The sequence below is a fragment of the Massilia sp. LXY-6 genome (genome assembly GCF_051233485.1).
Lineage (GTDB): Bacteria > Pseudomonadota > Gammaproteobacteria > Burkholderiales > Burkholderiaceae_D > Telluria.
Map to the genome: position 1 here is coordinate 57573 of NZ_JBKFGF010000005.1, position 21878 is coordinate 79450.

Here is a 21878-nt window from a genome sequence, read left to right on the forward strand (position 1 = left end):
AGATGAATGAGCAACGTTATCGACCCCAGCTGTCCCAGGCAAGCGCCAGCCTGACCCATGAAGTGACGGCAATCGACGAGCGCGGGCGCCGCTCGGCACTGCACATCCCGGCCGAGCGCCCGTTGACGGTCTACGTCGACAAGCGCGAGCTGGTGACCCTGATGACCCTGGGCGGCGCGCCGGAAGCGCTGACCCTGGGCTACCTGCGCAACCAGCGCCTGGTGCGGACACTCCACGACATCGTCGCGGTCCAGGTCGACTGGTCGGTGGATGCGGTGGCGGTGACGACCCGCAAGGGCATCGCCGGGATAGAGGAGCGCACCGCGAAGAAGGTCGTCACCACCGGCTGCGGCCAGGGCTCGGTGTTCGGCGGCCTGATGGACGAGGTCGACCGCATCCACCTGCCCGCGGATGCGCGCCTGACCCAGTCCGTCGTCTACCGCATCGTCGAGACCATCCGCACCCAGCAGTCGATCTATAAACAGGCCGGCTCGGTGCACGGCTGCGCGCTGTTCTCGAACAGCGGCGAGCTGCTGTATTTCGTGGAGGACGTGGGCCGCCACAACGCGGTCGACGCGATCGCCGGGCTGATGTGGCTGGACGGCGTGACGGGCGAGGACAAGGTGTTCTACACCACCGGGCGCCTGACCTCCGAGATGGTGATCAAGGGCGCCCAGATGGGCATTCCCTTCCTGCTGTCGCGCTCCGGCACCACCCAGATGGGGCATATGGTGGCGGAGAAGGTCGGCATGTCGCTGCTGGCGCGCTGCACCGGGCGGCATTTCCTGCTGCTGTCGGGCGCCGAGCGCCTCGTGTTCGAACCGGAAGCGCTGGAAATGTACGACACCCTCCGTCGTCCCCGCGAAGGCGGGGATCCAAGTTCTGCTGGCACGACGGCAACGCCGGCAAACCTGGACCCCCGCCTGCGCGGGGGCGACGAGGTTCTCATGTCATGTCCCTGATCGACGCCACCCTGCGGGCCTTCGCGCTGCTGTTCTCGGGTGATCCGGACCTGTGGCGCATCATCTGGGTGTCGCTGAAAACCAGCCTGGTCGGCCTGCTGCTGGCCACGCCCCCCAGCGTGCTGCTGGGCTACCTGGTCGCGATGCACCGCTTTCGCGGGCGGCGCATCGCGATCTGGCTGGCGCAGGCGGCGCTGTCGCTGCCGACCGTCTTGATCGGCCTGCTGCTCTACCTGCTGCTGTCGCGCCATGGACCGATGGGCGGGCTGCAGTGGCTGTTCTCGCAGCCCGGCATCGTCGCCGGCCAGTTCGTGGTCGCGCTGCCGGTGCTGCTTGCCTTCACGCTGGCGGCGGTGCAGGGCATCGATCCGCGCTATGCCGAAACCGCGGTCGCGCTGGGTGCCTCGCGCTGGCAGACCATGCTGCGCGTGCTGCACGAGGCGCGTTTCGGCGTGATGGCGGCGGTGCTGTCGGGCTTCGGCCGCGTGATCTCGGAAGTCGGCTGCGCGCTGATGGTGGGCGGGAACATCGAAGGCGAGACCCGCACCATCACCACCGCGATCGCCCTGGAAACCAGCAAGGGCGAATTCTCCCAAGGCATCGCGCTGGGCATCGTGCTGGTCTCGCTGGCGTTGCTGATGAACGGCGCGCTGATGCTGCTGCAGGGCGACGCCCATGCTGCACGGGAAAGAGGCTGAGGGAGCGCGGATGAGCTTTACCATCCACACCAGCATCAGCGCGGCGGTCTACGAGAACGAGAACCTGCCGCTGCGGGACGAGCGCCGCAAGGCCCTGCTGGGCGTGCGCGGCCTGCGCAAGCGCTATGGCGAGCACCTGCTGTTTGACATCGACGTGCTCGACATCGCCACCCACAGCGCCTATGTGCTGACCGGGATGAACGGTGCCGGCAAGAGCACGCTGCTGCGCATCCTCGGCGGCCTCGAACGCGCCGAGATCGACAGCCTCCGCTTCGAAGGCGAGGACGTGCTGCGCGCGCACCCTTACCCGCGCGCGCTGCGCGAAGCGATCGTCTACGTGCACCAGCATCCGATCCTGTTCTCGACCAGCGTCGCGCACAACATCGGCTATGGCCTGCAAGTGCGCGGCATGCCGAAGGAGCAGGTGGCGCGCATGGTCGGGGAAGCGATGGCCTGGGCCGGCGTGGGCCACCTGGCCGGCACCGATCCGACCAAGCTGTCGGGCGGCGAAAAGCAGCGCGTGGCGCTGGCGCGCGCCAAGGTCCTGAATCCGAAACTACTGCTGCTCGACGAACCGACCGCCAACCTGGACGGCCAGGCGCGCGAGCAGGTGATCGAATTGATCCCCACCGTGGTCGAAGCGGGAGGCACCATCATGATTGCCTGCCACGACCGCGATTTGATCGGACTGCCCGGCGTGCAGCGGCTCAAGCTGCGCGACGGACAGCTCGAAATCCGTTGATAACAAGGAGAACTCCATGCAACGCCGTTTGTTCAGCATTGCCCTCGTCCTGGGTAGCACCCTCGGGATGTCCTATGCGCCGGCCCAGGCGCAGGATGCCAAGGTACTGCGCCTGTCCACCACCACCAGCACCGAGAATTCGGGCCTGCTGGCCTACCTGCTGCCGAGCTTCGAGCAGAAATACGGCATCAAGGTCAAGGTGATCTCGGTCGGCACCGGCAAGGCCCTCGAACTGGGCAAGAACGGCGACGTCGACGTCACCCTGGTGCACGCGCGCCAGCTCGAAGACAAGTTCGTCGCCGAGGGCTGGGGCATCGACCGCCATGACGTGATGTACAACGACTTCATCGTGGTCGGCCCGACCTCGGACCCGGCCGGCGTGAAGGGCATGCACGACGTGCTCGGCGCATTCAAAAAGATCGCGTCGACCAACGTGAAGTTCATCTCGCGCGGCGACAATTCCGGCACCGACGTGATGGAAAAGGCCTACTGGAAGGAAGTCGGCACCAGGCCGCAAGGCGCCAATTACGTGTCGGCCGGCCTGGGCATGGGCGAGGTGCTGAACATGGCGGCCGAAATGAATGCCTATACCCTGACCGACCGCGCCACCTACGGCGCCTACAAGGCCAAGACCGGCCTGGCGATCGTGGTGGAAGGCGACAAGCGCATGTTCAACCCCTACGGCATCATTGCCGTGAACCCGGAGAAGCACAAGGGTATTAACTACAAGGGCGCGACGCAGCTGATCGAGTGGATCACCTCGCCGGAAGGGCAGGCGAAGATCGCGGCATTCAAGCCGGCCGGCGAACAGCTGTTCTTCCCGTCGGCGGGCAAGTAATCCGTCACGCCAGCGCGTGCATCACATCCTGCACCGGGATCGCCTTGACCCAGTCGCGGCGCTGATGGGCCGTGATGACGGTGCTGTTGGCCTTGTCGACCGGCGCCCATTCCGGCGTCTTCTGGCGCATCAGCGCCACCACCGGCACGCCGACCGCGTTCGCCAAGTGCATCACGGCGGTTTCCACCGAGACGATCAGGTCGCACTGCGCCAGCATGGCCGGCAGCTGGAAGAAATTCTCGTTGGCGCTGAACAGCTCGGTGCGGTCCAGCTGGCGCTCGGCCAGCATCGTCTTCACGCGCCCGACTTCCTGCGGCACCGCGTTGACGATGAAGCAGGCGTCGCGCCATCCCGGCTGGCCGCGCATGGTGGTGATCAGTTCGGCCACGCGCTCGACCGGCCAGCAGCGCTTGCGGGTCTTGGCGAACGGGTTGATGAAGACCAGCTTGCCCTGGCGCTTGTCGAAGCCCCATTCGTGCAGGCGGGCCCTGGCGCCCTCGATGAAGCGTTCCGGGATGTGGACGAAGGGAATCCGCTCGCGCGGCGGAATGTCGACGTTCGCCAGCAGGCGGAACCATTCCGCGTGCACGTCGCTGATGTGCGGCGCGCTCGAACGGTCGGCCACGTCCGGATCGAGGGCGACGTCCAGCTTGCGGTAGGTGAAGTAGTGGGGCAGGCCGGATAGGCGCATCGGCTTCTTCAGGCCGACCACGAAGCCGTCCGGGCTGATCCGGCGCGCCAGGTTGGCGTAGAAGTGCGGGCGCAGGGTGCCGAGCGAGACCACGATCGGGTAGTGCTCTTCGCGGGCATCCTTGATCGAGGCTTCGAACAGCTCGGGCGAGTAGTTCTGGTTGTAGACCTTGTCGATGAAATCGCAGGCTGCCAGCCAGTCGTACAGCACATTCTTCTTCAGGTGCGGCCATTGCGACGCGTCATTGGTGCGGCGGACCTCGTCGACCCACAGGTGCAGCTTCAGGTGCGGGTAGGCCCGCGCGAACGCCTGGAAGCAGTTCTGCAGATAGGTATAGTCGCCCAGCGCCAGGTGGGCGATGAACAGGATCTTGTCCGATTTCTTCAGCAAATCGGAAGGAATGAGTGGGTCGTTCATTGTCTCTTACGGGTCGCTAGTCAGCTCAAGCCGTGGCCGACGCCGCCAGTGTTCAATCATGAAGCCTGCGGGTCCTTTTGGAATCCGCAGCGCCTGTCGGTCGGCTGGTCGCTCCTGCAAGCACAGTGCTTGGACCGCGGTACCACCGACTCTCGAAATATCAAGCAATTGTCACGAATTGTAGTCCAAACTGGCCAACCGCGTTGCCCTCGGCCATATATTTAACGCTGTTGTCCGGAAGTAGCAACAGGATCTGAGCAGTACGGCAAATGCACGCGGCGTACCCGGCAAACATGACGTGTAAAGATCACATCAGGATCACGTCGTACTGTTCCTGGTGATAGCCTTTTTCGACTTGCAGCGAAATTTTCTTGCCGATGAAGTCGCCCAGCATCGCGAGGTGCTGCGATTCCTCTTCCAGGAACAGGTCGACCACTTCCTGCGAGGCCAGGATGCGGAACTCGCGCGGGTTGAACTGCTTGGCTTCGCGCAGCAGCTCGCGCAGGATCTCGTAGCAGATGGTGCGGGAGGTTTTCACCTGTCCCTTGCCGCCGCAGGCGGGGCAGGGCTCGCACAGGATGTGGGCCAGCGACTCGCGTGTGCGCTTGCGGGTCATCTCGACCAGGCCGAGCGCCGAGAAGCCGCTCACCGAGACCTTGGTACGGTCGCGCGACAGGGTTTTCTTGAGCTCCGCCAGCACGGCGTTGCGGTGCTCGTTGTTCTCCATGTCGATGAAGTCGAGGATGATGATGCCGCCCAGGTTGCGCAGGCGTAGCTGGCGCGCGATCGCATGCGCCGCTTCGAGGTTGGTCTTGAAGATGGTGTCGGCAAAATTGCGTCCGCCGACGAAGCCGCCGGTGTTCACATCGATCGTCGTCATCGCCTCGGTCTGGTCGACGATCAGGTAGCCGCCCGATTTCAGGTCGACGCGGCGGCCCAGTGCGCGCAGGATCTCTTCCTCGACGCCGTACAGGTCGAACAGCGGCCGCTCGCCGGTGTAGTGCTGCAGGCGCGACAGCACGCTGGGCGTGTAGACCTGGGCGAACTCCACCAGATTCAGGTAGTTCTCGCGCGAGTCGACCAGGATCGCCGCCGTCTCGTCGTGCACGAAGTCGCGCAGCACGCGCTGGGCCAGGTTCAGGTCCTGGTACAGCAGGCTGGTGGCGGGGCGGGTGCGTGCGCCGCTGGTGATCGCGCCCCAGGTCTTGCGCAGGTAGTCGATGTCGGCGGCCAGGTCGGCATCCGAGGCGTCCTCGGCCTGGGTGCGCACGATGTAGCCGCCTTTTTCCTCCGGCGGCAGCAGGCCCTGCATGCGCGCGCGCAGCGCCTCGCGCTCGGATTCCTTCTCGATCTTCTGCGAGATGCCGATGTGCTTGTCCTGCGGGAGATAGACCAGCATGCGGCCGGCGATCGAGATCTGGGTCGACAGGCGCGCGCCCTTGGTGCCGATCGGGTCCTTGATGACCTGCACGGTCAGCACCTGGCCGTCGAACAGGATCTTTTCGATCGGCGTCGGTGCCGCGTTGCCATTGCCGTTGCCGTCGTGCGGACGGGCTTCCCAGATGTCGGCCACGTGCAGGAAGGCGGCGCGCTCCAGGCCGATGTCGATGAAGGCGGACTGCATCCCCGGCAGCACCCGCACCACCTTGCCGAGATAGACATTGCCGGCCAGCCCGCGGGTGAGCGTGCGTTCGATGTGCAGCTCCTGCACGGCCCCCTGTACCACCAGCGCGACGCGCGTTTCCTGCGGGGTGATATTGATCAGGATGTCTTCAGTCATGGGGCTCGGCCGTGCAGTTATTGTTCAGGGTGCCATCATACACGCTGGAACGCGAGGAGATGACGCTTGGCAGGGACTGGCCGGCATGTGCGGCATCACGAGTTCCGGTGCAGGGCTTGCGACACCTCATCAAGCCCCGATCCAAGCTTACCCACAATGCGTGAATACCAATTCAGGAGATATCAGCATGCACTTGGACCTCGAACTTGATCAAGGCCGTCGCGCCGGATTTACCAGCTGGCTGTCGGCAACGCTGACGAACTGGCGCGCGTGATCCGTCGCGCGCAGGAGAAGGCCAATACCATGTTCTCGAGCCAGGCGCGCGACAGGCTAGAGCAGCTGCAGCCCGGCCTTGCGCAGCAGCTGCGCCGTCTCGAACACGGGCAGGCCCATGATGCCCGAATGGCTGCCTTCGATATGCTCGATGAACAGCGCCGCCAGGCCCTGGATGCCGTAGGCGCCGGCCTTGTCGTAGGGTTCGGGGGTGGCGCAATACGCCTTGATGGTGGCCGGGCTCAGCGTGGCGAAGCGCACGTTGGACACCTGGGTCACCTGTTCGGCGATGTCCTTATGGTGCAGGGCCACCGAGGTCAGCACCTGGTGGGTGCGGCCTGACAGGCGCTCCAGCATGGCGGCCGCTTCGTCCCTGTCGGCCGGCTTGCCGAGGATCTCGCCGTCGATGGTGACGGTGGTGTCGGCCGACAGCACCGGGCGCAGCGGCTGGCGGCGCAGGTGCAGCACGTTCAAGGCGAACGCGCCTTTTTCGCGCGCCACCCGGGCCACATAGTCGAGCGGCGACTCGCCGGGACGCTCGTCCTCGCTGACGTCGGCGCCGCGCGCGGGATCCGAACGCAGGCTGAGCAGTTCGAATTCCACACCCACCTGGCGTAGCAGTTCGCGCCGGCGCGGGCTCTTCGAAGCGAGGTAGATTTTTTTATCGAGCAGTTTCATCGGGAGAGGAAGCGCAGTTCCTAGACTCTGTGATAAGGGTGGTTTTGGGTGATCGACCAGGCACGATATAACTGTTCCGCCAGCATCACGCGCACGATTCCGTGTGGCAGTGTCATGCTCGAAATGCGGATCAGGCCAGCGGCGCGTGCCTTCAGCTCGGGGTCGAGGCCGTCCGCGCCGCCGATCAGGAAGGCACAATCGCGTCCGTCCTGCTGCCAGGCTTCCAGCTGTTGGGACAGGCCGACGCTGGTAAGGTCCTTGCCGCGCTCGTCGAGGGCAATGAGGCGTGCCCCCTTCGGCAGCACGGCTTCGATGCGCTCGCGTTCGAGCGCCATGGCGGTGGCCGCGGTCTTGCTGCCGGAACGCTCGACCGGCTTGATTTCCTTGAGTACGATGCGCAGCTCGGGCGGCATGCGCTTGGCGTACTCGGCAAAGCCGGTCTCGATCCAGGCCGGCATCTTGTGGCCGACCGCGACAATCATCAACTGCATCGAAGCTTATCCGAACAAATTATTCATCAGCCTTTTTGATGCGGCGGATGACCTTCTTGGCCGGTGCTGCGCCCTCTGCGGCCGGCGCGGCAGCCTTGGTCGCGCGCTTCGGTGCGGCGGCCTTCGCGGCTTTCGCGGCAGCAGCGGATGCGGCGGCGGTCTTCGACACGGCCACTTTCACGCGGGCGCCGGTCGGGATTTTTGGCGTGGCCGGGCTCGTCTTCGACGCTGTCGAAGCGCGCTTGGCGGCGACCTTGCCTTCGCCAGCGGCCGTCTTCGACGCTGCGGTGGCGCGCTTGGCGGCCGGCTTGCGCTCGTTGACCGGCTTGGCTTCCGGCTGCTCCTGGTTGGCCGCCAGGTGCTTGCCCTTGGCCGTCTTCGGCGCCGCGGCGGCTTCGACCGCTTCCACGCTCGACTTGCGCTTGGCCGCGCCCAGCTTGACCGGCTTCTCGCCCCAGATTTCTTCGAGGCGGTAGTACTGGCGGATCGCCGGCTGCATGATGTGCACGATCATGTCGCCCAGGTCGACCAGCACCCACTCGCCGGTGTCTTCGCCTTCGAGGCCGACGACATCGCCGCCTGCTTCCTTGACCTTGTCGCGCACCGAGGCGGCCAGCGCCTTGGTCTGGCGGTTCGACGTGCCCGACACGACCGCGATGCGGTCGAACAGGCTGGTCAGGTTCGTCGTGTCGAACAGGGCGATGTCCTGGCCCTTGACGTCTTCGAGGGCGTCGACGACAAGCGTTTGCAGTTTCTTGATATCCATTAGTTCTTGTATAAGTGGTGTTGTTGAATATAGTCTAGCACTTGCGGCGCAAGGAGCGCGCTTAGCTTTGCCCGCCCTGTCGCATCCGCATCCGCGCCTTCATGCAAGGCCGCACGCACTTCGGTGGCCGAGATATCGACCGCCAGCGTGTGCGCCAGGCATACCCGTCCTGCTTTGCTTGCGCGCACCTCCTCAGGGGTGGCAAAGCGCGGCGTCAGTTCTTGCGCCACCGCGGGCGGCAGGGCAGCGGCATCGAGCCGGTAGCCGGGGCGGGCGGCGACGCCGAAGTTCGCCAGCGCGAACAAGTCCTTCCAGTCGCGCCAGCTGTCCAGCTTCTGCAACTGGTCGGCCCCCATCAGGAACACGATCGATGCGTCCGGTCCGAGTTCGGCGCGCAGCTCGCGCAAGGTCTCGACCGTGTAGGTCGGGGTGTGGCGCGCGATTTCGCGGGTATCGATGACCGGCTGGAATGCGGCTTCCTGAAAAGCCAGTTCCAGCATGGCGACGCGGTCGGCATCGCTGGCCTGCAGGCCGGCCTTCTTCTGCCACGGCTGTCCGGCCGGCATGATGCGCAATTCATCGGGCGCCAACTGCCGCGCAAACAGTTCGGCCAGGGCGACATGGCCATGATGCACGGGGTCGAAACTGCCTCCCAGCAGCGCGATGCAGGAGGTCGCGCAGAGCGTCACGGAGCCAGCCAATCCCGGTGGACGAGGAAGTCGCTATACAGCTTCGCCTCGGGACTGCCCGCTTCGGGATGCCAGTCGTAGCGCCATTTCACGATCGGCGGCATCGACATCAGGATCGCCTCGGTGCGTCCGCCCGACTGCAGGCCGAACAGGGTGCCGCGGTCCCAGACCAGGTTGAACTCGACATAGCGTCCGCGGCGATAGGCCTGGAAGTCGCGTTCGCGCTCGCCATAAGGCTGGTCCTTGCGCGCCCGCACGATCGGCAGGTAGGCGTCGAGGAAGCCGGCGCCGACGCTTTGCACCATCGCGAACGATTGGTCGAAGCCGAGTTCATTGAAGTCGTCGAAGAAGACGCCGCCGACGCCGCGCGCTTCCTTGCGGTGCTTCAGGTAGAAATAGTCGTCGCACCAGCGCTTGAAGCGCGGATGCAGGTCCGCGCCGAAGGGCGCCAGCGCATCGCGGCAGCTGCGGTGGAAGTGGCGCACATCGAGCTCGTCGGCATAGTAGGGCGTCAGGTCCATGCCGCCGCCGAACCACCAGACCGGCTCCTTGCCCTCGGCGGTCGCCTCGAAAAAGCGCACGTTCATGTGCACGGTCGGGGCATGTGGATTGCGCGGATGCAGCACCAGCGACACGCCCATCGCTTCCCAGGCGCGTCCGGCCAGTTCCGGCCGCGCGGCCATCGCCGACGGCGGCAGGCTGGCGCCGCGCACGTGCGAGAAATTCACCCCGCCGCGCTCGAATACATCGCCTTCCTCGATCAGCCGCGAGATTCCGCCGCCACCTTCGGCACGCTCCCAGGTGTCGCGCAAGAACGGCTTGCCGTCGACTTCCTCCAGCGCCTGCACGATGCGCGCCTGCAGGTCGAGCAGCCAGGCCTTGACGGCGGCAGGATTCGGGGTGGACATGTGGGAATGAGGTGGTGGCTGAAAAAATGAACGGGGATTGTACACTACTGCCTCCTGAACCGTCATTCCCGCGAAGGCGGGAATCCCAGTTCGCCGCGTACCCATGGCGCATCATTGATAGCCATCATCGCCACATCGACTCAGAGTGGGACGATATCGCGATGGACAAATCTAGCTACGTCTACATTATGGCAAGCGAGCCCTACGGCACCTTGTATATCGGAGTTACCTCGGATCTCGTAAAGCGGGTGTGGCAACATCGCGAAGGCGTCGTCGAAGGCTTCACGCAGCTATACGGAGTCAAGCTGCTCGTCTGGTTTGAAATTCACACCGAAATCGTGCAGGCGATTTCTCGGGAAAAGCGAATCAAAAAGTGGAATCGGGATTGGAAGGTGAATCTCATTCAGGGAATGAATCCTGATTGGCGTGATCTCTACGCTGATATTGCCGCTTGGTTTGGCTTTTCCTTGGGTCCCCGCCTGCGCGGGGGCGACGGGAAAACAAAAACAGGACGCAGCCATCGGCCAACGTCCCGTTCTTGTCGAGCAAGCAGAAGAATTACTGCTTCAGGCCGCGCCAGCCGATGTCGCGGCGGTACTGCGCGCCGTTGAAGTGGATCTTCTCGACGGTGTCGTAGGCCTGCTTCTGCGCCATCCTGACGCTGTCGCCCAGGCCCACCACGCACAGCACGCGGCCGCCCGAGGTTTGCAGGGTGCCGCCGACGAGGCGGGTGCCGGCGTGGAAGGTGACGCATTCCGGCGTCTCGGCCGGGATGCCGTCGATGGTGTCGCCCTTGACCGGGTCGTCCGGATAGCCGGCCGCCGCCATCACCACGCCCACCGCGGTACGGCGGTCCCATTCCAGTTCCACCGTGTCCAGCGTGCCGTTGCAGGCGTGCTCCAGCACGGTCACGAAGTCGCTCTTCAGGCGCGCCATGATGGGCTGGGTTTCCGGGTCGCCCATGCGGCAGTTGAATTCCAGCGTCTTCGGGACGCCGTTGGCGTCGATCATCAGGCCGGCGTACAGGAAACCGGTGTAGGGGATGCCGTCCTTGGCCATGCCCTGGATCGTCGGGTTGATAATCTCGCGCATCACGCGCGCATGCATCGACGGCGTCACGATCGGCGCCGGCGAGTAGGCGCCCATGCCGCCCGTGTTCGGGCCCTGGTCGCCGTCCTTCAGGCGCTTGTGATCCTGCGAGGTGGCCAGCGCCAGCACGTTCTTGCCGTCGCACATGACGATGAAGCTGGCTTCCTCGCCGGCCAGGAACTCCTCGATCACGATGCGCGCGCCGGCGTCGCCGAAGCGGTTATCCGACAGCATGTGGTCGACCGCCTGGTGCGCTTCTTCCAGCGACATCGCGACGACGACGCCCTTGCCGGCCGCCAGGCCGTCGGCCTTGATGACGATCGGGGCGCCGTTGGCGTCGATGTAGGCATGGGCTTGGCCAGCGTCGGAGAAGGTCTGGTACTTCGCCGTCGGGATGCCGTGGCGCTCCATGAAGGCCTTGGCGAAGTCCTTCGAGCTTTCCAGCTGGGCCGCTTCGCGGGTCGGGCCGAAGACCTTCAGGCCGCGCGCGCGGAACAGGTTGACGATGCCGGCCGCCAGCGGCGCTTCCGGGCCGACCAGGGTCAGCGCGACGTGTTCGGCCACCACGAAGTCGGCCAGTGCGCTTGGCTCGGTGATGTCGATGTTGACCAGGCGCGCATCGCGCGCCGTGCCGCCGTTGCCCGGTGCGACATAGACCATCTGGACGCGATCGGATTGGGCCAGTTTCCAGGCCAGGGCGTGTTCACGGCCGCCAGAGCCGACTACCAGGATTTTCATGTGAGGCCTTCGTTTGACTGCTTACTCTTCAATGACGGCGTTCGTATACACTTCCTGCACGTCGTCCAGGTTTTCCAGGGCGTCGAGCAGTTTCTGCATCTTCTGCGCGTCTTCGCCGGTGAACACGGTTTCCGTGTCCGGCTTCATGATGACTTCGGCCGAGTCGGCCTTGAAGCCGGCCTTCTCCAGCGCGTCCTTGACGCCGGCAAAGGCGTTCGGGTCGCACAGCACTTCGAAGCCGCCTTCGTCGTCCGCGAGGACATCGTCGGCGCCGGCTTCCAGGGCCGCTTCCATCAGCTTGTTTTCGTCGACACCCGGCGCGAACAGGAACTGGCCGACATGCTTGAACATGAAGGACACCGAGCCTTCGGTACCCATGTTGCCGCCGAATTTGCTGAAGGCATGGCGCACCTCGGCCACGGTACGCACGCGGTTGTCGGTCATGCAGTCGACGATGATCGCGGCGCCGCCGATGCCGTAGCCTTCGTAGCGGATTTCTTCGTAGTTGACGCCTTCCAGGCCGCCCGCGCCGCGCTGCACGGCGCGGGTGACGTTATCCTTCGGCATATTGGCGTCGGCCGCCTTGTCGATGGCCAGGCGCAGGCGCGGGTTGGAATTCACGTCGCCGCCGCCCATGCGGGCCGCTACCGTGATTTCCTTGATCAGTCGGGTCCAGATCTTGCCGCGCTTGGCGTCGGTGGCGGCCTTCTTATGCTTGATGTTGGCCCATTTGCTGTGTCCAGCCATGTCGAGTCTTCCTTAGAACGGGGCCTCATCAAACCTGCTGCGCTACGGTTTTGCGAGGTCCCTGATAAAAATAATCCTCGACATTTTAGCATAGGCCCCTTGCTCAAAAACTGTCATGGGAACAACAGGGTAGTGCCCCAGGCCACCAGTCCAAGGCCGGTCGCGCAGGCCAGCAGGTGGCCCCCGGGCAGGAGTTTTTCGGCCAGGATCAGGGCGATCAGGCCGCAGATTACGGGCAGGTTCAGCACGCCGGCCGGCAGCACCAGCGACGTCAAGAGCCAGCAGCAGCCGATGCAGTAGCGGGCATCGGTGACGCCCATCCGGAAGGCGCCCCAGGCGCCGCGCCGCCAGTGGGTCAGGACGAAGGCCAGCGGCGTGCGGCAGTTGTCCAGGCAGACGTGCTTGGCCGGCGTCCACTGGTAGACCCCGGCGGCCACCAGCGCCAGTGCGCCGGCGGTGGGATGGGAGATCGCCATGCTTTCGTCCAGCGCGCCGGCGTCGTGCAGCTGCCAGCCGGCCAGGGTGGCCACCAGCGCGCAGCAGCACCAGACGAACAGGTAGCCGAGCACGAAGGCCAGCGTGCCGGGATAGACCCAGCGTTCGCGCCGCAGGCGCTTGACGCGCGCGTACAGCAGCACCGAGGGCGTCGCCGCCGGCAGCATCATGGCCGCGAACACGACCACCCAGAGCGCGTACAGCAGCCCCAGGTCCTTGCTGTGGTAGGGCGCAGCCGCCGTCCTGCCGGCCGCGCCCAGGCCGATCGGCGCCAGGCGGCCGACGCGGTACAGCAGATATGCCCAGCACAGGGCCGCGAGCACTCCGAGCAGGGCCAGTACGACGGCCCGTTCGGAGCTGCTGCGGCCAAGACCGCCCGCGTTGCTCATCTGGACGGACTCCTTCGGCGAATCATGGATAGCCTCGTTTGTCGTGGTCAGCGGTGGTTGGACCGGCGCGTTCCGCCGGCGTTCGCAGCCGCCCTCAGCCGGGAATGCGGAATCGATCTACAATTGTCCGATGAGCAAAACTGCAATTGACACTTCCGTTGCGCCGATCCCACGTCCGGCCCTGGTTGCCGGCCTGGCCATTGCCATTGGCGGCGCCGTTCTGTTTTCCACGAAGGCGGTAGTCGCCAAACTACTGTATCGCTACCACATCGACGCAGTAACCTTGATCGCCTTCAGGATGCTGTTCTCGCTTCCGGTGTTTGCCGGCGTGGCGATCTGGAAGATGCGGACTCAGCCGCCCCTGTTGGTGTCCGACCGCTGGCGCCTGGTGGGCCTGGGCCTGGTCGGCTACTACCTGTCCAGCTACCTCGACTTCCTGGGGCTGCAGTACATCTCGGTCGGGCTGGAGCGCCTGATCCTGTTCCTGACCCCGACCTTCGTGCTTCTGATTACCGCGATGTTCCTGAAACGCCGCATCGGCAGGATGGAGTGGCTGGCGCTGGGCTTGTCCTACTGCGGCATCGTGCTGGTATTCGTGCATGACATCCAGGGCGGCGCCGGCAGCATCGTGACCGGCTCGCTGCTGGTGCTGGGCTCGGCGGTCGCGTATGCGGTCTACCTGCTGGGCACCGGTGAGATCGTCCGGCGCATCGGTTCGCTGCGCCTGGTGGCCTATGCGATGTGCGTCTCGAGCGTGGCCTGCATCGCGCAGTTCTTCATCCTGCGCCCGGCTGCGCTGCTGGTCCAGCCCTGGCAGGTCTACGGACTCTCGCTCGTGAACGGGATATTCTGTACCATCTTCCCGGTCTTCATGACCATGGTCGCGGTGCAGCGCATCGGCGCCGCGACCGCCTCGCAGGCCGGCATGATCGGCCCGGTGTCCACGCTGTTCCTGGGCTGGGCGCTGCTGGGCGAGCCGATCACGACCGTGCAGCTGGCCGGGACCGGCCTGGTGCTGGCGGGGATCTATATGCTGTCGCTGAAAAAATAAACCACGGAAGGGAACATGAGAGCATGAAACCACGTATCGCCCTGATCGCCCACGACAAGAAAAAAGACGACATGATCGCGCTCGCCGCCGAGTACCAGGACTTCCTGCGCCGTTGCACGCTGACCGCCACCGGCACCACCGGCGGCCGCCTGATCAACGAGCTCGGCCTGGACGTCGCGCGCATGCACTCGGGCCCGCTGGGCGGCGACCTGCAGATCGGCGCCCACCTCGTCAACGGCGAGATCGACTGCGTGATCTTCCTGCGCGACCCCATGACCCCGCAGCCGCACGAGCCCGACATCAACGCCCTGGTGCGTGCCTGCGACGTGCACAACATCCCGTGCGCGACGAATGTCTCGAGCGCGCGCCTGGTCCTGTCCCGATTGATGGAACTGTCCTGACACAAGGAGAAACGAAGATGGCAAAAGCGATCCGTTATGCGCGCACCGGCGGTCCCGAGGTGCTGGAATATGTCGACGTCGAAGTGGGCGAGCCCGGTCCCGGTGAAGCGCGCGTGCGCAACCATGCGATCGGCCTGAACTTCATCGACGTCTACTTCCGCAACGGCCTGTATCCGGCGCCGCTGCCGGGCGGCCTGGGACATGAGGGCGCGGGCGTGGTCGAGGCGGTCGGCCCCGGCGTGACCCACGTCAGGCCGGGCGACCGCGTGGCCTATGCGTCGCGCCCGAACGGCGCCTACAGCGAGCTGCGGGTGATGCCGGCCGATATCCTCGTCAAGCTGCCCGACGGGATCGACTTCGAGACCGGCGCCGCGATGATGCTGCAGGGCCTGACCGTGCAATACCTGTTCCGGCGCACTTATCCTTTGAAGGCCGGCGACACCATCCTGTTCCACGCCGCGGCCGGCGGCGTCGGCCTGATCGCCTGCCAGTGGGCGCGCGCGCTCGGCGTGAACCTGATCGGCACGGTGGGGTCCAACGAGAAAGCGGAGCTGGCCAGGCAGCACGGCGCGGCGCACGTCATCAACTACAACACCGAGGATGTGGTGCAGCGCGTGCTGGAGATCACGAATGGCGCCAAGGTGCCGGTGGTGTACGATTCGGTCGGCAAGGACACGTTCATCCGCTCGCTCGACTGCCTGCAGCCGCTGGGGCTGATGGTCAGCTTCGGCAACTCGTCCGGGCCGGTGCCGCCGTTCTCGCTGTCCGAGCTGGTGTCGCGCGGTTCGCTCTACATCACGCGCCCGACGCTGCAGACCTACGCGGCCAGGCGCGAAGACCTGGAGGCGATGGCGGCCGACCTGTTCCAGATGGTGAGCAGCGGCCAGATCAAGATCGAGATCCACCAGCGTTTCCCGCTGGCGGACGCAGCCCAGGCCCACATCGCGCTGGAATCGCGGCGCACGACCGGCAAGACCATTCTTCTGCCATGAAGCCATGAGAGAGTTCAGCGACGACAACAACGAACCGCCGATCGAGCCGCAGCAGGACGACAGCCCGCGCTTCGGGCGCCTGCTGGCGGTGCTGGCGCTGGCGATCCTGCTGATTGTTGCGATTACGGTGGCGTCGGAGCGCTACCTGGCCTGAACGCGCCGAAACGTCATTCCCGCGCATGCGGGAATCCAGGGTCGTATGCATCACTGCGCACGCAAATTGGATTCCCGCCCGCGCGGGAAGTCATTTCCGGCAATGCCGGGAATGACGAATGGGATCAGCTGTTCTGCGGCTGCTTCAACTCGATCACCCGCGCCCCGGCGTTCGGTCCGGGAAAACCTTCGAATGCGCTCTGCACCAGGGCCGGCATCACGGCCGGGGTCGACATGGTCTTGCTGACGTTGCGCACCGTGACGTCGAACAGGCGCTTGTGGTCCGCCGCCGAGGCGATCGAGATCTGCACCTGGCGGTGGTAGCGGTGCTCTTCTTCCACGTCGTAGCGCGGCACCGGCCCCCAGAACGGGTCGTAGAACGGGTTGTACCAGCCGCCGCCCCAGTAGCGGCGGTGCAGGCCGGCGTAGCCGAAGCGCGCCGAATACGGATAGAAGGGCGCATACGACGGATGCACGACCTGGGTCGGCACATCGACCGTGGTGAAGCGCAGCGCCACCTTCAGGGCAGGCGCTTGCGCGGCCTCGTGGAAGCCCAGGCGCGCCAGCTGGCCGCGCACCAGGTTCTCGTAGTTCTGCAGCTCGAGGGTGTTGTCCTGCGGGGCCGGGGCCTCGAAGGCATAGCTCTTGTCCGGGATCTGGGCCGGCCATTGGTGGAAGGTGGTGACGTCGCTGCGGATGGTGGTCGCGCAGCCGCCCAGCAGCAGGCTCACCGACGCCACCGCCGCGATCATTGTGCGTTTCATGATGTGCTCCATCTGTCTGTCTTTTATGTTATCGGTATTTCTCAGGAGTACAGCTTACCCTTGATGTTCAATTTTCGCTGCAACATTTACCAGGGCTTACGAGGTGTACAGTGCGATACATCGGAAGCCCAGCGGAACATTGGAATCGAAGTGTGCCGCCGCTATTGGTAAAATAAGCATTCATTCCACCATCGTTCGCGGACCCCAACCATGCGCACCGATACGCCCCAGACCATCTACCGCAAGGACTACACTGCCCCCGGCTACCTGATCGACACCGTCGAACTCGGTTTCGACCTCGATCCGGCCCGTACCATCGTCGCCAACCGCCTGACCCTGCGCCGCAATCCGGACAGCGGCCGGCGCGACATCGAACTGGTCGGCGAGGATATTGAACTGGTGGCGATCCGCCTGAACGGCAAGACCCTGGACGAGGGCGCCTACGTGATCGAAGGCAGCGTGCTGCGCATTCCGGACGCGCCGGAAACCGCCACGCTGGAAATCGAGACGATTTGCGTTCCAGAGAGCAATACGACCCTCAGCGGCCTGTACGTCTCGAACGGCAATTTCTACACCCAGTGCGAGGCCGAGGGCTTCCGCCGCATCACCTATTTCCCGGACCGTCCGGACGTGATGGCGAAGTACACCGTGATGCTGCGCGCCGACAAGGACAAATATCCGGTGCTGCTCTCGAACGGCAACCTGGTCGAGGAGGGCGAACTGCCCGGCGGCCGCCACTACGCCAAGTGGGAAGACCCGTTCAAGAAGCCGTCCTACCTGTTCGCGCTGGTGGCGGCGCGCCTGGTCTGCCAGGAAGAGAGCTTCCCGCTGAAGGATGGCCGCAAGGCCCTGCTGCAGGTGTGGGTCGAGGAGGGCAACCTCGACAAGACCGACTACGCGATGCAGTCGCTCAAGCACAGCATCCGCTGGGACGAGGAGCGCTGGGACCTCGAGCTCGACCTCGACCGCTTCATGATCGTCGCCGTCGGCGACTTCAACATGGGCGCGATGGAGAACAAGGGCCTGAACATCTTCAACACCAAGTTCGTGCTGGCGAACCCGCGCGTCGCCACCGACGTCGACTTCCAGGGCATCGAAGCGGTGGTCGGCCACGAATACTTCCACAACTGGACCGGCAACCGCGTCACCTGCCGCGACTGGTTCCAGCTGTCGCTGAAGGAAGGCCTGACCGTGTTCCGCGACCAGGAATTCTCGGCCGACATGATCGGAACGAGCACCGGCCGCGCCGTCACCCGCATCGACCAGGTGCGCACCCTGCGCCAGGCCCAGTTCCCGGAAGATGCCGGCCCGATGGCCCACCCGGTGCGCCCCGACTCCTTCGTCGAAATTAATAATTTCTATACCGTCACCGTGTACGAGAAGGGCGCCGAAGTGGTCCGCATGGTCCAGACCCTGCTGGGCCGCGACGGCTTCCGCAAGGGCATGGACCTGTACTTTGCCCGCCACGACGGCCAGGCCGTCACCTGCGACGACTTCCGCATGGCGATGGCCGACGCCAGCGGCCGCGACCTGACCCAGTTCGAGCGCTGGTACAGCCAGGCCGGCACGCCCGTCGTGCAGGCCGAGACCCGCTACGACGAGGCCGCCCGCACCTACACGCTGCGCCTGACGCAATCCTGCCCGGCGACCCCCGGCCAGCCGGACAAGCTGCCCTTCCACATCCCGGTGGCCGTCGGCCTGCTGGGCAAGGCCGGCAACGACCTGCTACTGATTATCGACGGCCAGCAGAAGGGCACGACGGCGGTGCTGGAGCTCACCGAAGCCGACCAGACCTTCGTCTTCGCCGACGTGCTGGAACAGCCGACGCCGTCGATCCTGCGCGACTTCTCGGCCCCGGTGATCCTGCGGCACGGCTACAGCGACGCCGAACTGGTGCACCTGTTCAGCCACGACAGCGATCCGGTCAACCGCTGGGAAGCCGGCCAGCGCCTGGCGATGGGCCGCCTGCTCAAGCTGACCGGCATGGCCGGCGCCAACGGTGGCGCCGATGGCCTGGACCTGGACGACGTGTTCGTCGAGGCCCTGCGCAAGATGCTGCTTGATGAGAGCCTCGATCCGGCCTTCCGTGAGCAGGCCCTGCTGCTGCCCTCGGAAACCATGATCGCCGACCAGCTCGACGTGGTGGATCCGCTGGCAATCCATACCGCGCGCCAGTTCGTGCGCGCCGACATCGGCGCCCGCCTGCGCACCGAGCTGCTGGCCCAGTACCAGGCCAACCAGACGCCGGGCGAATACAGCCCGGACGCCGCCTCGATCGGCAAGCGTGCGCTGAAGAACCTGGCCCTGTCTTACCTGTGCGCGGCCCCGGACGAGGAATCGATCGCCCTGGCCCAGCGCCAGTTCATCGATGCCTCCAACATGACCGACCGCATCGCCGCCCTGGGCGCCCTCGTGCATGCGCGCGCGCCCGGCGCCCCGGATGCGCTGCAGCGCTTCTACGACGAATTCCAGGGCGAGGCGCTAGTGGTCGACAAGTGGTTCATGATGCAGGCGACGGCCTCGACCACGGACGTGGCCACCGTCCGCCAGTTGATGCAGCATCCGGCCTTCACGCTGCGCAACCCGAACCGCGCGCGCAGCCTGGTCGCCGCCTTCTGTTTCAACAACCCGGTGCAGTTCCACGCCCCGGACGGCAGCGGCTACGCCTTCTGGGCCGAGCAGGTGATCGCGCTCGACGCGCTCAACCCGCAGGTGGCGAGCCGCCTGTCGCGCGCGATGGACCGCTGGCGCCGCTATGCGCCGGCCCTGCAGGTCCACATGAAGAAGGCGCTACAGCAGGTCGCCGGCCAGGCCAAGCTGTCGAACGACGTGCGCGAAGTAGTCACCAAAGCACTCGCCAATTGATGCCAATGGTGGGCACCCCGTGCCCACCTTCCGCATAACGAACTCAAACGAACGAAGGAAGTCCATGAAACGTGTCAGCCTGACTCAATACCTGGTTGAGGAGCAACGCCTCCACAACAACATCCCGGCTTCGCTGCGCCTCCTGATCGAGGTGGTGGCGCGCGCCTGCAAGACCATCAGCCACTCGGTCGGCAAGGGGGCCCTCGGCGACATCCTGGGCAGCGCCAATACCGAGAACATCCAGGGTGAGGTACAGAAGAAGCTCGACGTGATCTCGAACGAAATCCTGCTCGAAGCCAACGAGTGGGGTGGCCACCTGGCGGCCATGGCCTCGGAAGAGATGGAATCGATCCACCCGATCCCGAACCGCTATCCGATGGGCGAATACATGCTGCTGTTCGATCCGCTGGACGGCTCCTCGAACATCGACGTCAACGTTTCGATCGGCACCATCTTCTCGGTGCTGAAGGCGCCGGAAGGCATGACCGCGCCGACCGAAGCCGACTTCATGCAGGCCGGCAGCAAGCAGGTGGCGGCCGGCTACGCCGTCTACGGTCCGCAGACCATGCTGGTGCTGACCACCGGCGACGGCGTGCACTGCTTCACCCTGGACCGCGAGATGGGCTCCTGGGTCCTGACCCAGAAGAACCTGCAGATTCCGGAAGAAACCAAGGAATTCGCGATCAACATGTCGAACCAGCGCCACTGGTATCCGCCGGTCCAGCGCTACGTTTCCGAAATGCTCGCCGGTACAACCGGCCCGCGCGGCAAGGACTTCAACATGCGCTGGATCGCCTCGATGGTGGCCGACGTGCACCGCATCCTGAACCGCGGCGGCATCTTCATGTACCCGGCCGACCTGCGCGATCCGTCCCAGCCGGGCAAGCTGCGCCTGATGTACGAAGCCAACCCGATGGCCTTCATCGTGGAGCAGGCGGGCGGCGCCGCCACCGACGGCCGCCAGCGCATCCTCGACATTCCGCCGACCAAGCTGCACCAGCGCGTGCCGGTCTTCCTTGGCTCGAAGAGCGAGGTGGAGCGCGTCACCAGCTACCATCAGGAGTAATTTTCCGAACAACGCGCAAAATTGCCGAGCCGGACTAGCAAGTTTGCGTAGTTGTTTGTTAGAATACGACTCCCCGCCGCTGTAGCTCAGTCGGTAGAGCAGCGCATTCGTAATGCGAAGGTCACCAGTTCGATTCCGGTCAGCGGCACCAAAATTCAGCAGTAAGATCAAAGGGTTACAGGCGAAAGCGTGTAACCCTTTTTTCTTTTTGGCCGTACTTCGGCCTCGGTGTAACCGCTGTGTAACCCGCCCACAGCAATACTGTTGGCCAAGTCGCCCACCCTGCCTGCGATTAGCAGATTGACCCGTTCGTGCTCTTTCCTGTTGGCACGTCTAGTCCGAAATAGCAGGCGTACCCGTCGCGCTTGTCCCAGACGCAGGACAGGTCGCCCCTGACCCGTGCCCGATGATCAGGGGCGGCCCCGCAGGCATCCTTCCAGTCTGGGCCGATCTGGTCAAATAGCTGTTTCGCGAGCGGTCCCGTGAACATGAATGCCACTTTGCTGTCTTTTTTTGTCGGTGGCACTGTGTCGCCCAGCTCTCCTCCGTACACTTGGTAATCGCCTTTCAGCGGCTTGGGCCGGCCGTCCCAAGCCTCCGGCTTCTTGTCGGCCGCTTGAGCCAGCGAGTACATGGTGACGGCGACGGCGACGAACACCAAGCGCGTGCTCATGATGCGTACCTCGGCCAAAGTTCGACGTGGAAGTGGTCGTTGTGGCCAGCGACAGTTGTCACGCGTGCAGGGCCTAGCGTCTTTTGCACCTTGTCGTCGTTGAAATACACGATCCTTAGCCATGGGTGGTCAAGAAACAGGCGAATCAGGTTAATCGTGGCCTCGCGGTCGTACACGTTGTCGTGGTACGTGCAGCGCGCGCCTTGGCCTGTCACGTGATCTTTGCGCACGGGGCGACAGTCCATCTCGATGCCCTTCTTGTGCGTCTGATGCTTGTCGTAGGCGAAACCGCCGTCGACGCTGATATTCCCGATCCCGAACTTCCTGTCACAGATGGCCTGCCACTCACGCTCGACGTGGAAGATCATGGTGAGCAGGTTTGGGTGGGCGTACTGCGCCAGATGGCCGGTGCCGGGAACGTTGTGGACGTTCCGTACACGTAGTAGCCGGCATCCTCGGGCGCTTGGGGCAGCATGAAGTAGCCGCGCCGGTCTTTCGGTTGAATCGGGATGGCCATGGCGG

The 21878-nt window shown here is 64.8% G+C and carries 25 protein-coding genes and 1 tRNA gene; 12 read left to right on the forward strand and 14 right to left on the reverse strand.

Annotation, left to right across the window (positions count from 1 at the left end; all coding sequences use genetic code 11):
• Positions 1 to 2 precede the first annotated feature (2 nt).
• From ACI48D_RS02760 to ACI48D_RS02775, 4 genes are read left to right on the forward strand one after another with little or no spacing between them, the layout of a single operon-like run.
• On the forward strand, positions 3 to 962 hold the full coding sequence (locus ACI48D_RS02760; protein WP_435569680.1) for a formate dehydrogenase accessory sulfurtransferase FdhD: 960 nt from the start codon (positions 3 to 5) through the stop codon (positions 960 to 962).
• Entirely contained in the window at positions 953 to 1660 is a 708-nt protein-coding gene (locus ACI48D_RS02765; protein WP_435569681.1) for an ABC transporter permease, read from the forward strand. The genes ACI48D_RS02760 and ACI48D_RS02765 overlap by 10 nt, the downstream gene beginning before the upstream one ends.
• Before the next feature lie 10 nt (positions 1661 to 1670).
• Positions 1671 to 2402 (forward strand): energy-coupling factor ABC transporter ATP-binding protein, encoded by a 732-nt coding sequence (locus tag ACI48D_RS02770; protein WP_435569682.1) that lies wholly within the window; start codon positions 1671 to 1673, stop codon positions 2400 to 2402.
• Positions 2403 to 2418: 16 nt separating this feature from the next.
• The gene (locus tag ACI48D_RS02775) at positions 2419 to 3240 is read left to right on the forward strand and encodes a substrate-binding domain-containing protein (RefSeq protein WP_435569683.1); all 822 of its coding nucleotides are present in this window, start codon (positions 2419 to 2421) and stop codon (positions 3238 to 3240) included.
• A gap of 4 nt (positions 3241 to 3244) precedes the next feature.
• Here ACI48D_RS02775 and ACI48D_RS02780 read toward each other — a convergent pair whose 3' ends face one another.
• The 7 genes from ACI48D_RS02780 to hemF form a co-directional block, all read right to left on the reverse strand.
• Positions 3245 to 4348: a glycosyltransferase family 9 protein gene (locus ACI48D_RS02780; protein ID WP_435569684.1), complete on the reverse strand. Its 1104-nt coding sequence runs from the start codon at positions 4346 to 4348 to the stop codon at positions 3245 to 3247.
• A gap of 307 nt (positions 4349 to 4655) precedes the next feature.
• A complete protein-coding gene (gene rng, locus ACI48D_RS02785) occupies positions 4656 to 6128 on the reverse strand; it encodes a ribonuclease G (RefSeq protein WP_435569685.1) in 1473 nt (490 codons plus the stop codon).
• Between the two features lie 330 nt (positions 6129 to 6458).
• A complete protein-coding gene (locus tag ACI48D_RS02790) occupies positions 6459 to 7079 on the reverse strand; it encodes a Maf family protein (RefSeq protein WP_435569686.1) in 621 nt (206 codons plus the stop codon).
• 20 nt (positions 7080 to 7099) lie between these two features.
• A complete protein-coding gene (gene rlmH, locus ACI48D_RS02795; RefSeq protein ID WP_435569687.1) occupies positions 7100 to 7570 on the reverse strand; it encodes a 23S rRNA (pseudouridine(1915)-N(3))-methyltransferase RlmH in 471 nt (156 codons plus the stop codon).
• A gap of 19 nt (positions 7571 to 7589) precedes the next feature.
• Positions 7590 to 8336: a ribosome silencing factor gene (gene rsfS / locus ACI48D_RS02800; protein WP_435569688.1), complete on the reverse strand. Its 747-nt coding sequence runs from the start codon at positions 8334 to 8336 to the stop codon at positions 7590 to 7592.
• Positions 8336 to 9025: a nicotinate-nucleotide adenylyltransferase gene (locus tag ACI48D_RS02805; protein ID WP_435569689.1), complete on the reverse strand. Its 690-nt coding sequence runs from the start codon at positions 9023 to 9025 to the stop codon at positions 8336 to 8338. Before ACI48D_RS02805 ends, rsfS begins: the two co-directional genes overlap by 1 nt.
• The gene (gene hemF, locus ACI48D_RS02810; RefSeq protein WP_435569690.1) at positions 9022 to 9933 is read right to left on the reverse strand and encodes an oxygen-dependent coproporphyrinogen oxidase; all 912 of its coding nucleotides are present in this window, start codon (positions 9931 to 9933) and stop codon (positions 9022 to 9024) included. Before hemF ends, ACI48D_RS02805 begins: the two co-directional genes overlap by 4 nt.
• A 161-nt stretch (positions 9934 to 10094) precedes the next feature.
• Here hemF and ACI48D_RS02815 point away from each other — a divergent pair, with 161 nt between their 5' ends.
• A complete protein-coding gene (locus ACI48D_RS02815) occupies positions 10095 to 10544 on the forward strand; it encodes a GIY-YIG nuclease family protein (protein WP_435569691.1) in 450 nt (149 codons plus the stop codon).
• On the opposite strand, the gene purD is transcribed toward ACI48D_RS02815, so the two are convergent.
• The 3 genes from purD to ACI48D_RS02830 all read right to left on the reverse strand — a co-directional run bounded on the left by purD (position 10492) and on the right by ACI48D_RS02830 (position 13391).
• The gene (gene purD, locus ACI48D_RS02820) at positions 10492 to 11760 is read right to left on the reverse strand and encodes a phosphoribosylamine--glycine ligase (protein ID WP_435569692.1); all 1269 of its coding nucleotides are present in this window, start codon (positions 11758 to 11760) and stop codon (positions 10492 to 10494) included. The genes ACI48D_RS02815 and purD overlap by 53 nt on opposite strands.
• A 21-nt stretch (positions 11761 to 11781) precedes the next feature.
• Positions 11782 to 12507 carry a YebC/PmpR family DNA-binding transcriptional regulator gene (locus ACI48D_RS02825; RefSeq protein ID WP_435569693.1) on the reverse strand — a complete coding sequence of 242 codons (726 nt, stop codon included), beginning with the start codon at positions 12505 to 12507 and terminating at the stop codon, positions 11782 to 11784.
• A gap of 113 nt (positions 12508 to 12620) precedes the next feature.
• A complete protein-coding gene (locus ACI48D_RS02830; protein WP_435569694.1) occupies positions 12621 to 13391 on the reverse strand; it encodes a DUF2182 domain-containing protein in 771 nt (256 codons plus the stop codon).
• A gap of 130 nt (positions 13392 to 13521) precedes the next feature.
• Between ACI48D_RS02830 and ACI48D_RS02835 the strand changes: the two genes are divergently transcribed.
• The 4 genes from ACI48D_RS02835 to ACI48D_RS02850 are packed head-to-tail and all read left to right on the forward strand — an operon-like array spanning position 13522 to position 15989.
• On the forward strand, positions 13522 to 14442 hold the full coding sequence (locus ACI48D_RS02835) for a DMT family transporter (RefSeq protein WP_435569695.1): 921 nt from the start codon (positions 13522 to 13524) through the stop codon (positions 14440 to 14442).
• 23 nt (positions 14443 to 14465) lie between these two features.
• Positions 14466 to 14843, forward strand: a complete 378-nt coding sequence (locus ACI48D_RS02840; RefSeq protein ID WP_435569696.1) for a methylglyoxal synthase — start codon at positions 14466 to 14468, stop codon at positions 14841 to 14843.
• A gap of 17 nt (positions 14844 to 14860) precedes the next feature.
• Positions 14861 to 15835, forward strand: coding sequence for a quinone oxidoreductase family protein (locus ACI48D_RS02845; RefSeq protein WP_435569697.1), 975 nt, complete (start codon positions 14861 to 14863; stop codon positions 15833 to 15835).
• Positions 15836 to 15839: 4 nt separating this feature from the next.
• The gene (locus ACI48D_RS02850) at positions 15840 to 15989 is read left to right on the forward strand and encodes a hypothetical protein (protein ID WP_435569698.1); all 150 of its coding nucleotides are present in this window, start codon (positions 15840 to 15842) and stop codon (positions 15987 to 15989) included.
• A gap of 124 nt (positions 15990 to 16113) precedes the next feature.
• Here ACI48D_RS02850 and ACI48D_RS02855 read toward each other — a convergent pair whose 3' ends face one another.
• Positions 16114 to 16752 carry a DUF4136 domain-containing protein gene (locus ACI48D_RS02855; RefSeq protein WP_435569699.1) on the reverse strand — a complete coding sequence of 213 codons (639 nt, stop codon included), beginning with the start codon at positions 16750 to 16752 and terminating at the stop codon, positions 16114 to 16116.
• 210 nt (positions 16753 to 16962) lie between these two features.
• On the opposite strand from ACI48D_RS02855, the gene pepN reads away from it, so the two are divergent.
• The 3 genes from pepN (at position 16963) to ACI48D_RS02870 (ending at position 20834) form a co-directional block, all read left to right on the forward strand.
• Positions 16963 to 19617, forward strand: a complete 2655-nt coding sequence (pepN, locus tag ACI48D_RS02860; RefSeq protein WP_435569700.1) for an aminopeptidase N — start codon at positions 16963 to 16965, stop codon at positions 19615 to 19617.
• A 64-nt stretch (positions 19618 to 19681) separates the two neighbouring features.
• Entirely contained in the window at positions 19682 to 20683 is a 1002-nt protein-coding gene (locus ACI48D_RS02865; RefSeq protein ID WP_435569701.1) for a class 1 fructose-bisphosphatase, read from the forward strand.
• Positions 20684 to 20758: 75 nt separating this feature from the next.
• Positions 20759 to 20834, forward strand: a tRNA-Thr gene (locus tag ACI48D_RS02870).
• Between the two features lie 141 nt (positions 20835 to 20975).
• Here the strand turns inward: ACI48D_RS02870 and ACI48D_RS02875 are convergent.
• Genes ACI48D_RS02875 through ACI48D_RS02885 form a run of 3 tightly spaced genes read right to left on the reverse strand, consistent with a single transcriptional unit; the run spans position 20976 to position 21873 of the window.
• The gene (locus tag ACI48D_RS02875) at positions 20976 to 21356 is read right to left on the reverse strand and encodes a hypothetical protein (protein ID WP_435569702.1); all 381 of its coding nucleotides are present in this window, start codon (positions 21354 to 21356) and stop codon (positions 20976 to 20978) included.
• Positions 21353 to 21724 (reverse strand): hypothetical protein, encoded by a 372-nt coding sequence (locus tag ACI48D_RS02880; protein WP_435569703.1) that lies wholly within the window; start codon positions 21722 to 21724, stop codon positions 21353 to 21355. The genes ACI48D_RS02875 and ACI48D_RS02880 overlap by 4 nt, the downstream gene beginning before the upstream one ends.
• On the reverse strand, positions 21721 to 21873 hold the full coding sequence (locus tag ACI48D_RS02885) for a hypothetical protein (protein ID WP_435569704.1): 153 nt from the start codon (positions 21871 to 21873) through the stop codon (positions 21721 to 21723). Before ACI48D_RS02885 ends, ACI48D_RS02880 begins: the two co-directional genes overlap by 4 nt.
• Positions 21874 to 21878: the final 5 nt, after the last annotated feature.

What these genes read in the sequence shown, in the direction of transcription:
- ACI48D_RS02760 (WP_435569680.1), top strand. Translation starts at nt 3, where the DNA reads ATGAATGAGCAACGTTATCGACCCCAGCTGTCCCAGGCAAGCGCCAGC.
- ACI48D_RS02765 (WP_435569681.1), top strand. Translation starts at nt 953, where the DNA reads ATGTCCCTGATCGACGCCACCCTGCGGGCCTTCGCGCTGCTGTTCTCG.
- ACI48D_RS02770 (WP_435569682.1), top strand. Translation starts at nt 1,671, where the DNA reads ATGAGCTTTACCATCCACACCAGCATCAGCGCGGCGGTCTACGAGAAC.
- ACI48D_RS02775 (WP_435569683.1), top strand. Translation starts at nt 2,419, where the DNA reads ATGCAACGCCGTTTGTTCAGCATTGCCCTCGTCCTGGGTAGCACCCTC.
- ACI48D_RS02780 (WP_435569684.1), bottom strand. Translation starts at nt 4,348, where the DNA reads ATGAACGACCCACTCATTCCTTCCGATTTGCTGAAGAAATCGGACAAG.
- rng (WP_435569685.1), bottom strand. Translation starts at nt 6,128, where the DNA reads ATGACTGAAGACATCCTGATCAATATCACCCCGCAGGAAACGCGCGTC.
- ACI48D_RS02790 (WP_435569686.1), bottom strand. Translation starts at nt 7,079, where the DNA reads ATGAAACTGCTCGATAAAAAAATCTACCTCGCTTCGAAGAGCCCGCGC.
- rlmH (WP_435569687.1), bottom strand. Translation starts at nt 7,570, where the DNA reads ATGCAGTTGATGATTGTCGCGGTCGGCCACAAGATGCCGGCCTGGATC.
- rsfS (WP_435569688.1), bottom strand. Translation starts at nt 8,336, where the DNA reads ATGGATATCAAGAAACTGCAAACGCTTGTCGTCGACGCCCTCGAAGAC.
- hemF (WP_435569690.1), bottom strand. Translation starts at nt 9,933, where the DNA reads ATGTCCACCCCGAATCCTGCCGCCGTCAAGGCCTGGCTGCTCGACCTG.
- ACI48D_RS02815 (WP_435569691.1), top strand. Translation starts at nt 10,095, where the DNA reads ATGGACAAATCTAGCTACGTCTACATTATGGCAAGCGAGCCCTACGGC.
- purD (WP_435569692.1), bottom strand. Translation starts at nt 11,760, where the DNA reads ATGAAAATCCTGGTAGTCGGCTCTGGCGGCCGTGAACACGCCCTGGCC.
- ACI48D_RS02825 (WP_435569693.1), bottom strand. Translation starts at nt 12,507, where the DNA reads ATGGCTGGACACAGCAAATGGGCCAACATCAAGCATAAGAAGGCCGCC.
- ACI48D_RS02830 (WP_435569694.1), bottom strand. Translation starts at nt 13,391, where the DNA reads ATGAGCAACGCGGGCGGTCTTGGCCGCAGCAGCTCCGAACGGGCCGTC.
- ACI48D_RS02835 (WP_435569695.1), top strand. Translation starts at nt 13,522, where the DNA reads ATGAGCAAAACTGCAATTGACACTTCCGTTGCGCCGATCCCACGTCCG.
- ACI48D_RS02840 (WP_435569696.1), top strand. Translation starts at nt 14,466, where the DNA reads ATGAAACCACGTATCGCCCTGATCGCCCACGACAAGAAAAAAGACGAC.
- ACI48D_RS02845 (WP_435569697.1), top strand. Translation starts at nt 14,861, where the DNA reads ATGGCAAAAGCGATCCGTTATGCGCGCACCGGCGGTCCCGAGGTGCTG.
- ACI48D_RS02850 (WP_435569698.1), top strand. Translation starts at nt 15,840, where the DNA reads ATGAGAGAGTTCAGCGACGACAACAACGAACCGCCGATCGAGCCGCAG.
- ACI48D_RS02855 (WP_435569699.1), bottom strand. Translation starts at nt 16,752, where the DNA reads ATGAAACGCACAATGATCGCGGCGGTGGCGTCGGTGAGCCTGCTGCTG.
- pepN (WP_435569700.1), top strand. Translation starts at nt 16,963, where the DNA reads ATGCGCACCGATACGCCCCAGACCATCTACCGCAAGGACTACACTGCC.
- ACI48D_RS02865 (WP_435569701.1), top strand. Translation starts at nt 19,682, where the DNA reads ATGAAACGTGTCAGCCTGACTCAATACCTGGTTGAGGAGCAACGCCTC.
- ACI48D_RS02875 (WP_435569702.1), bottom strand. Translation starts at nt 21,356, where the DNA reads ATGAGCACGCGCTTGGTGTTCGTCGCCGTCGCCGTCACCATGTACTCG.
- ACI48D_RS02880 (WP_435569703.1), bottom strand. Translation starts at nt 21,724, where the DNA reads ATGATCTTCCACGTCGAGCGTGAGTGGCAGGCCATCTGTGACAGGAAG.
- ACI48D_RS02885 (WP_435569704.1), bottom strand. Translation starts at nt 21,873, where the DNA reads ATGGCCATCCCGATTCAACCGAAAGACCGGCGCGGCTACTTCATGCTG.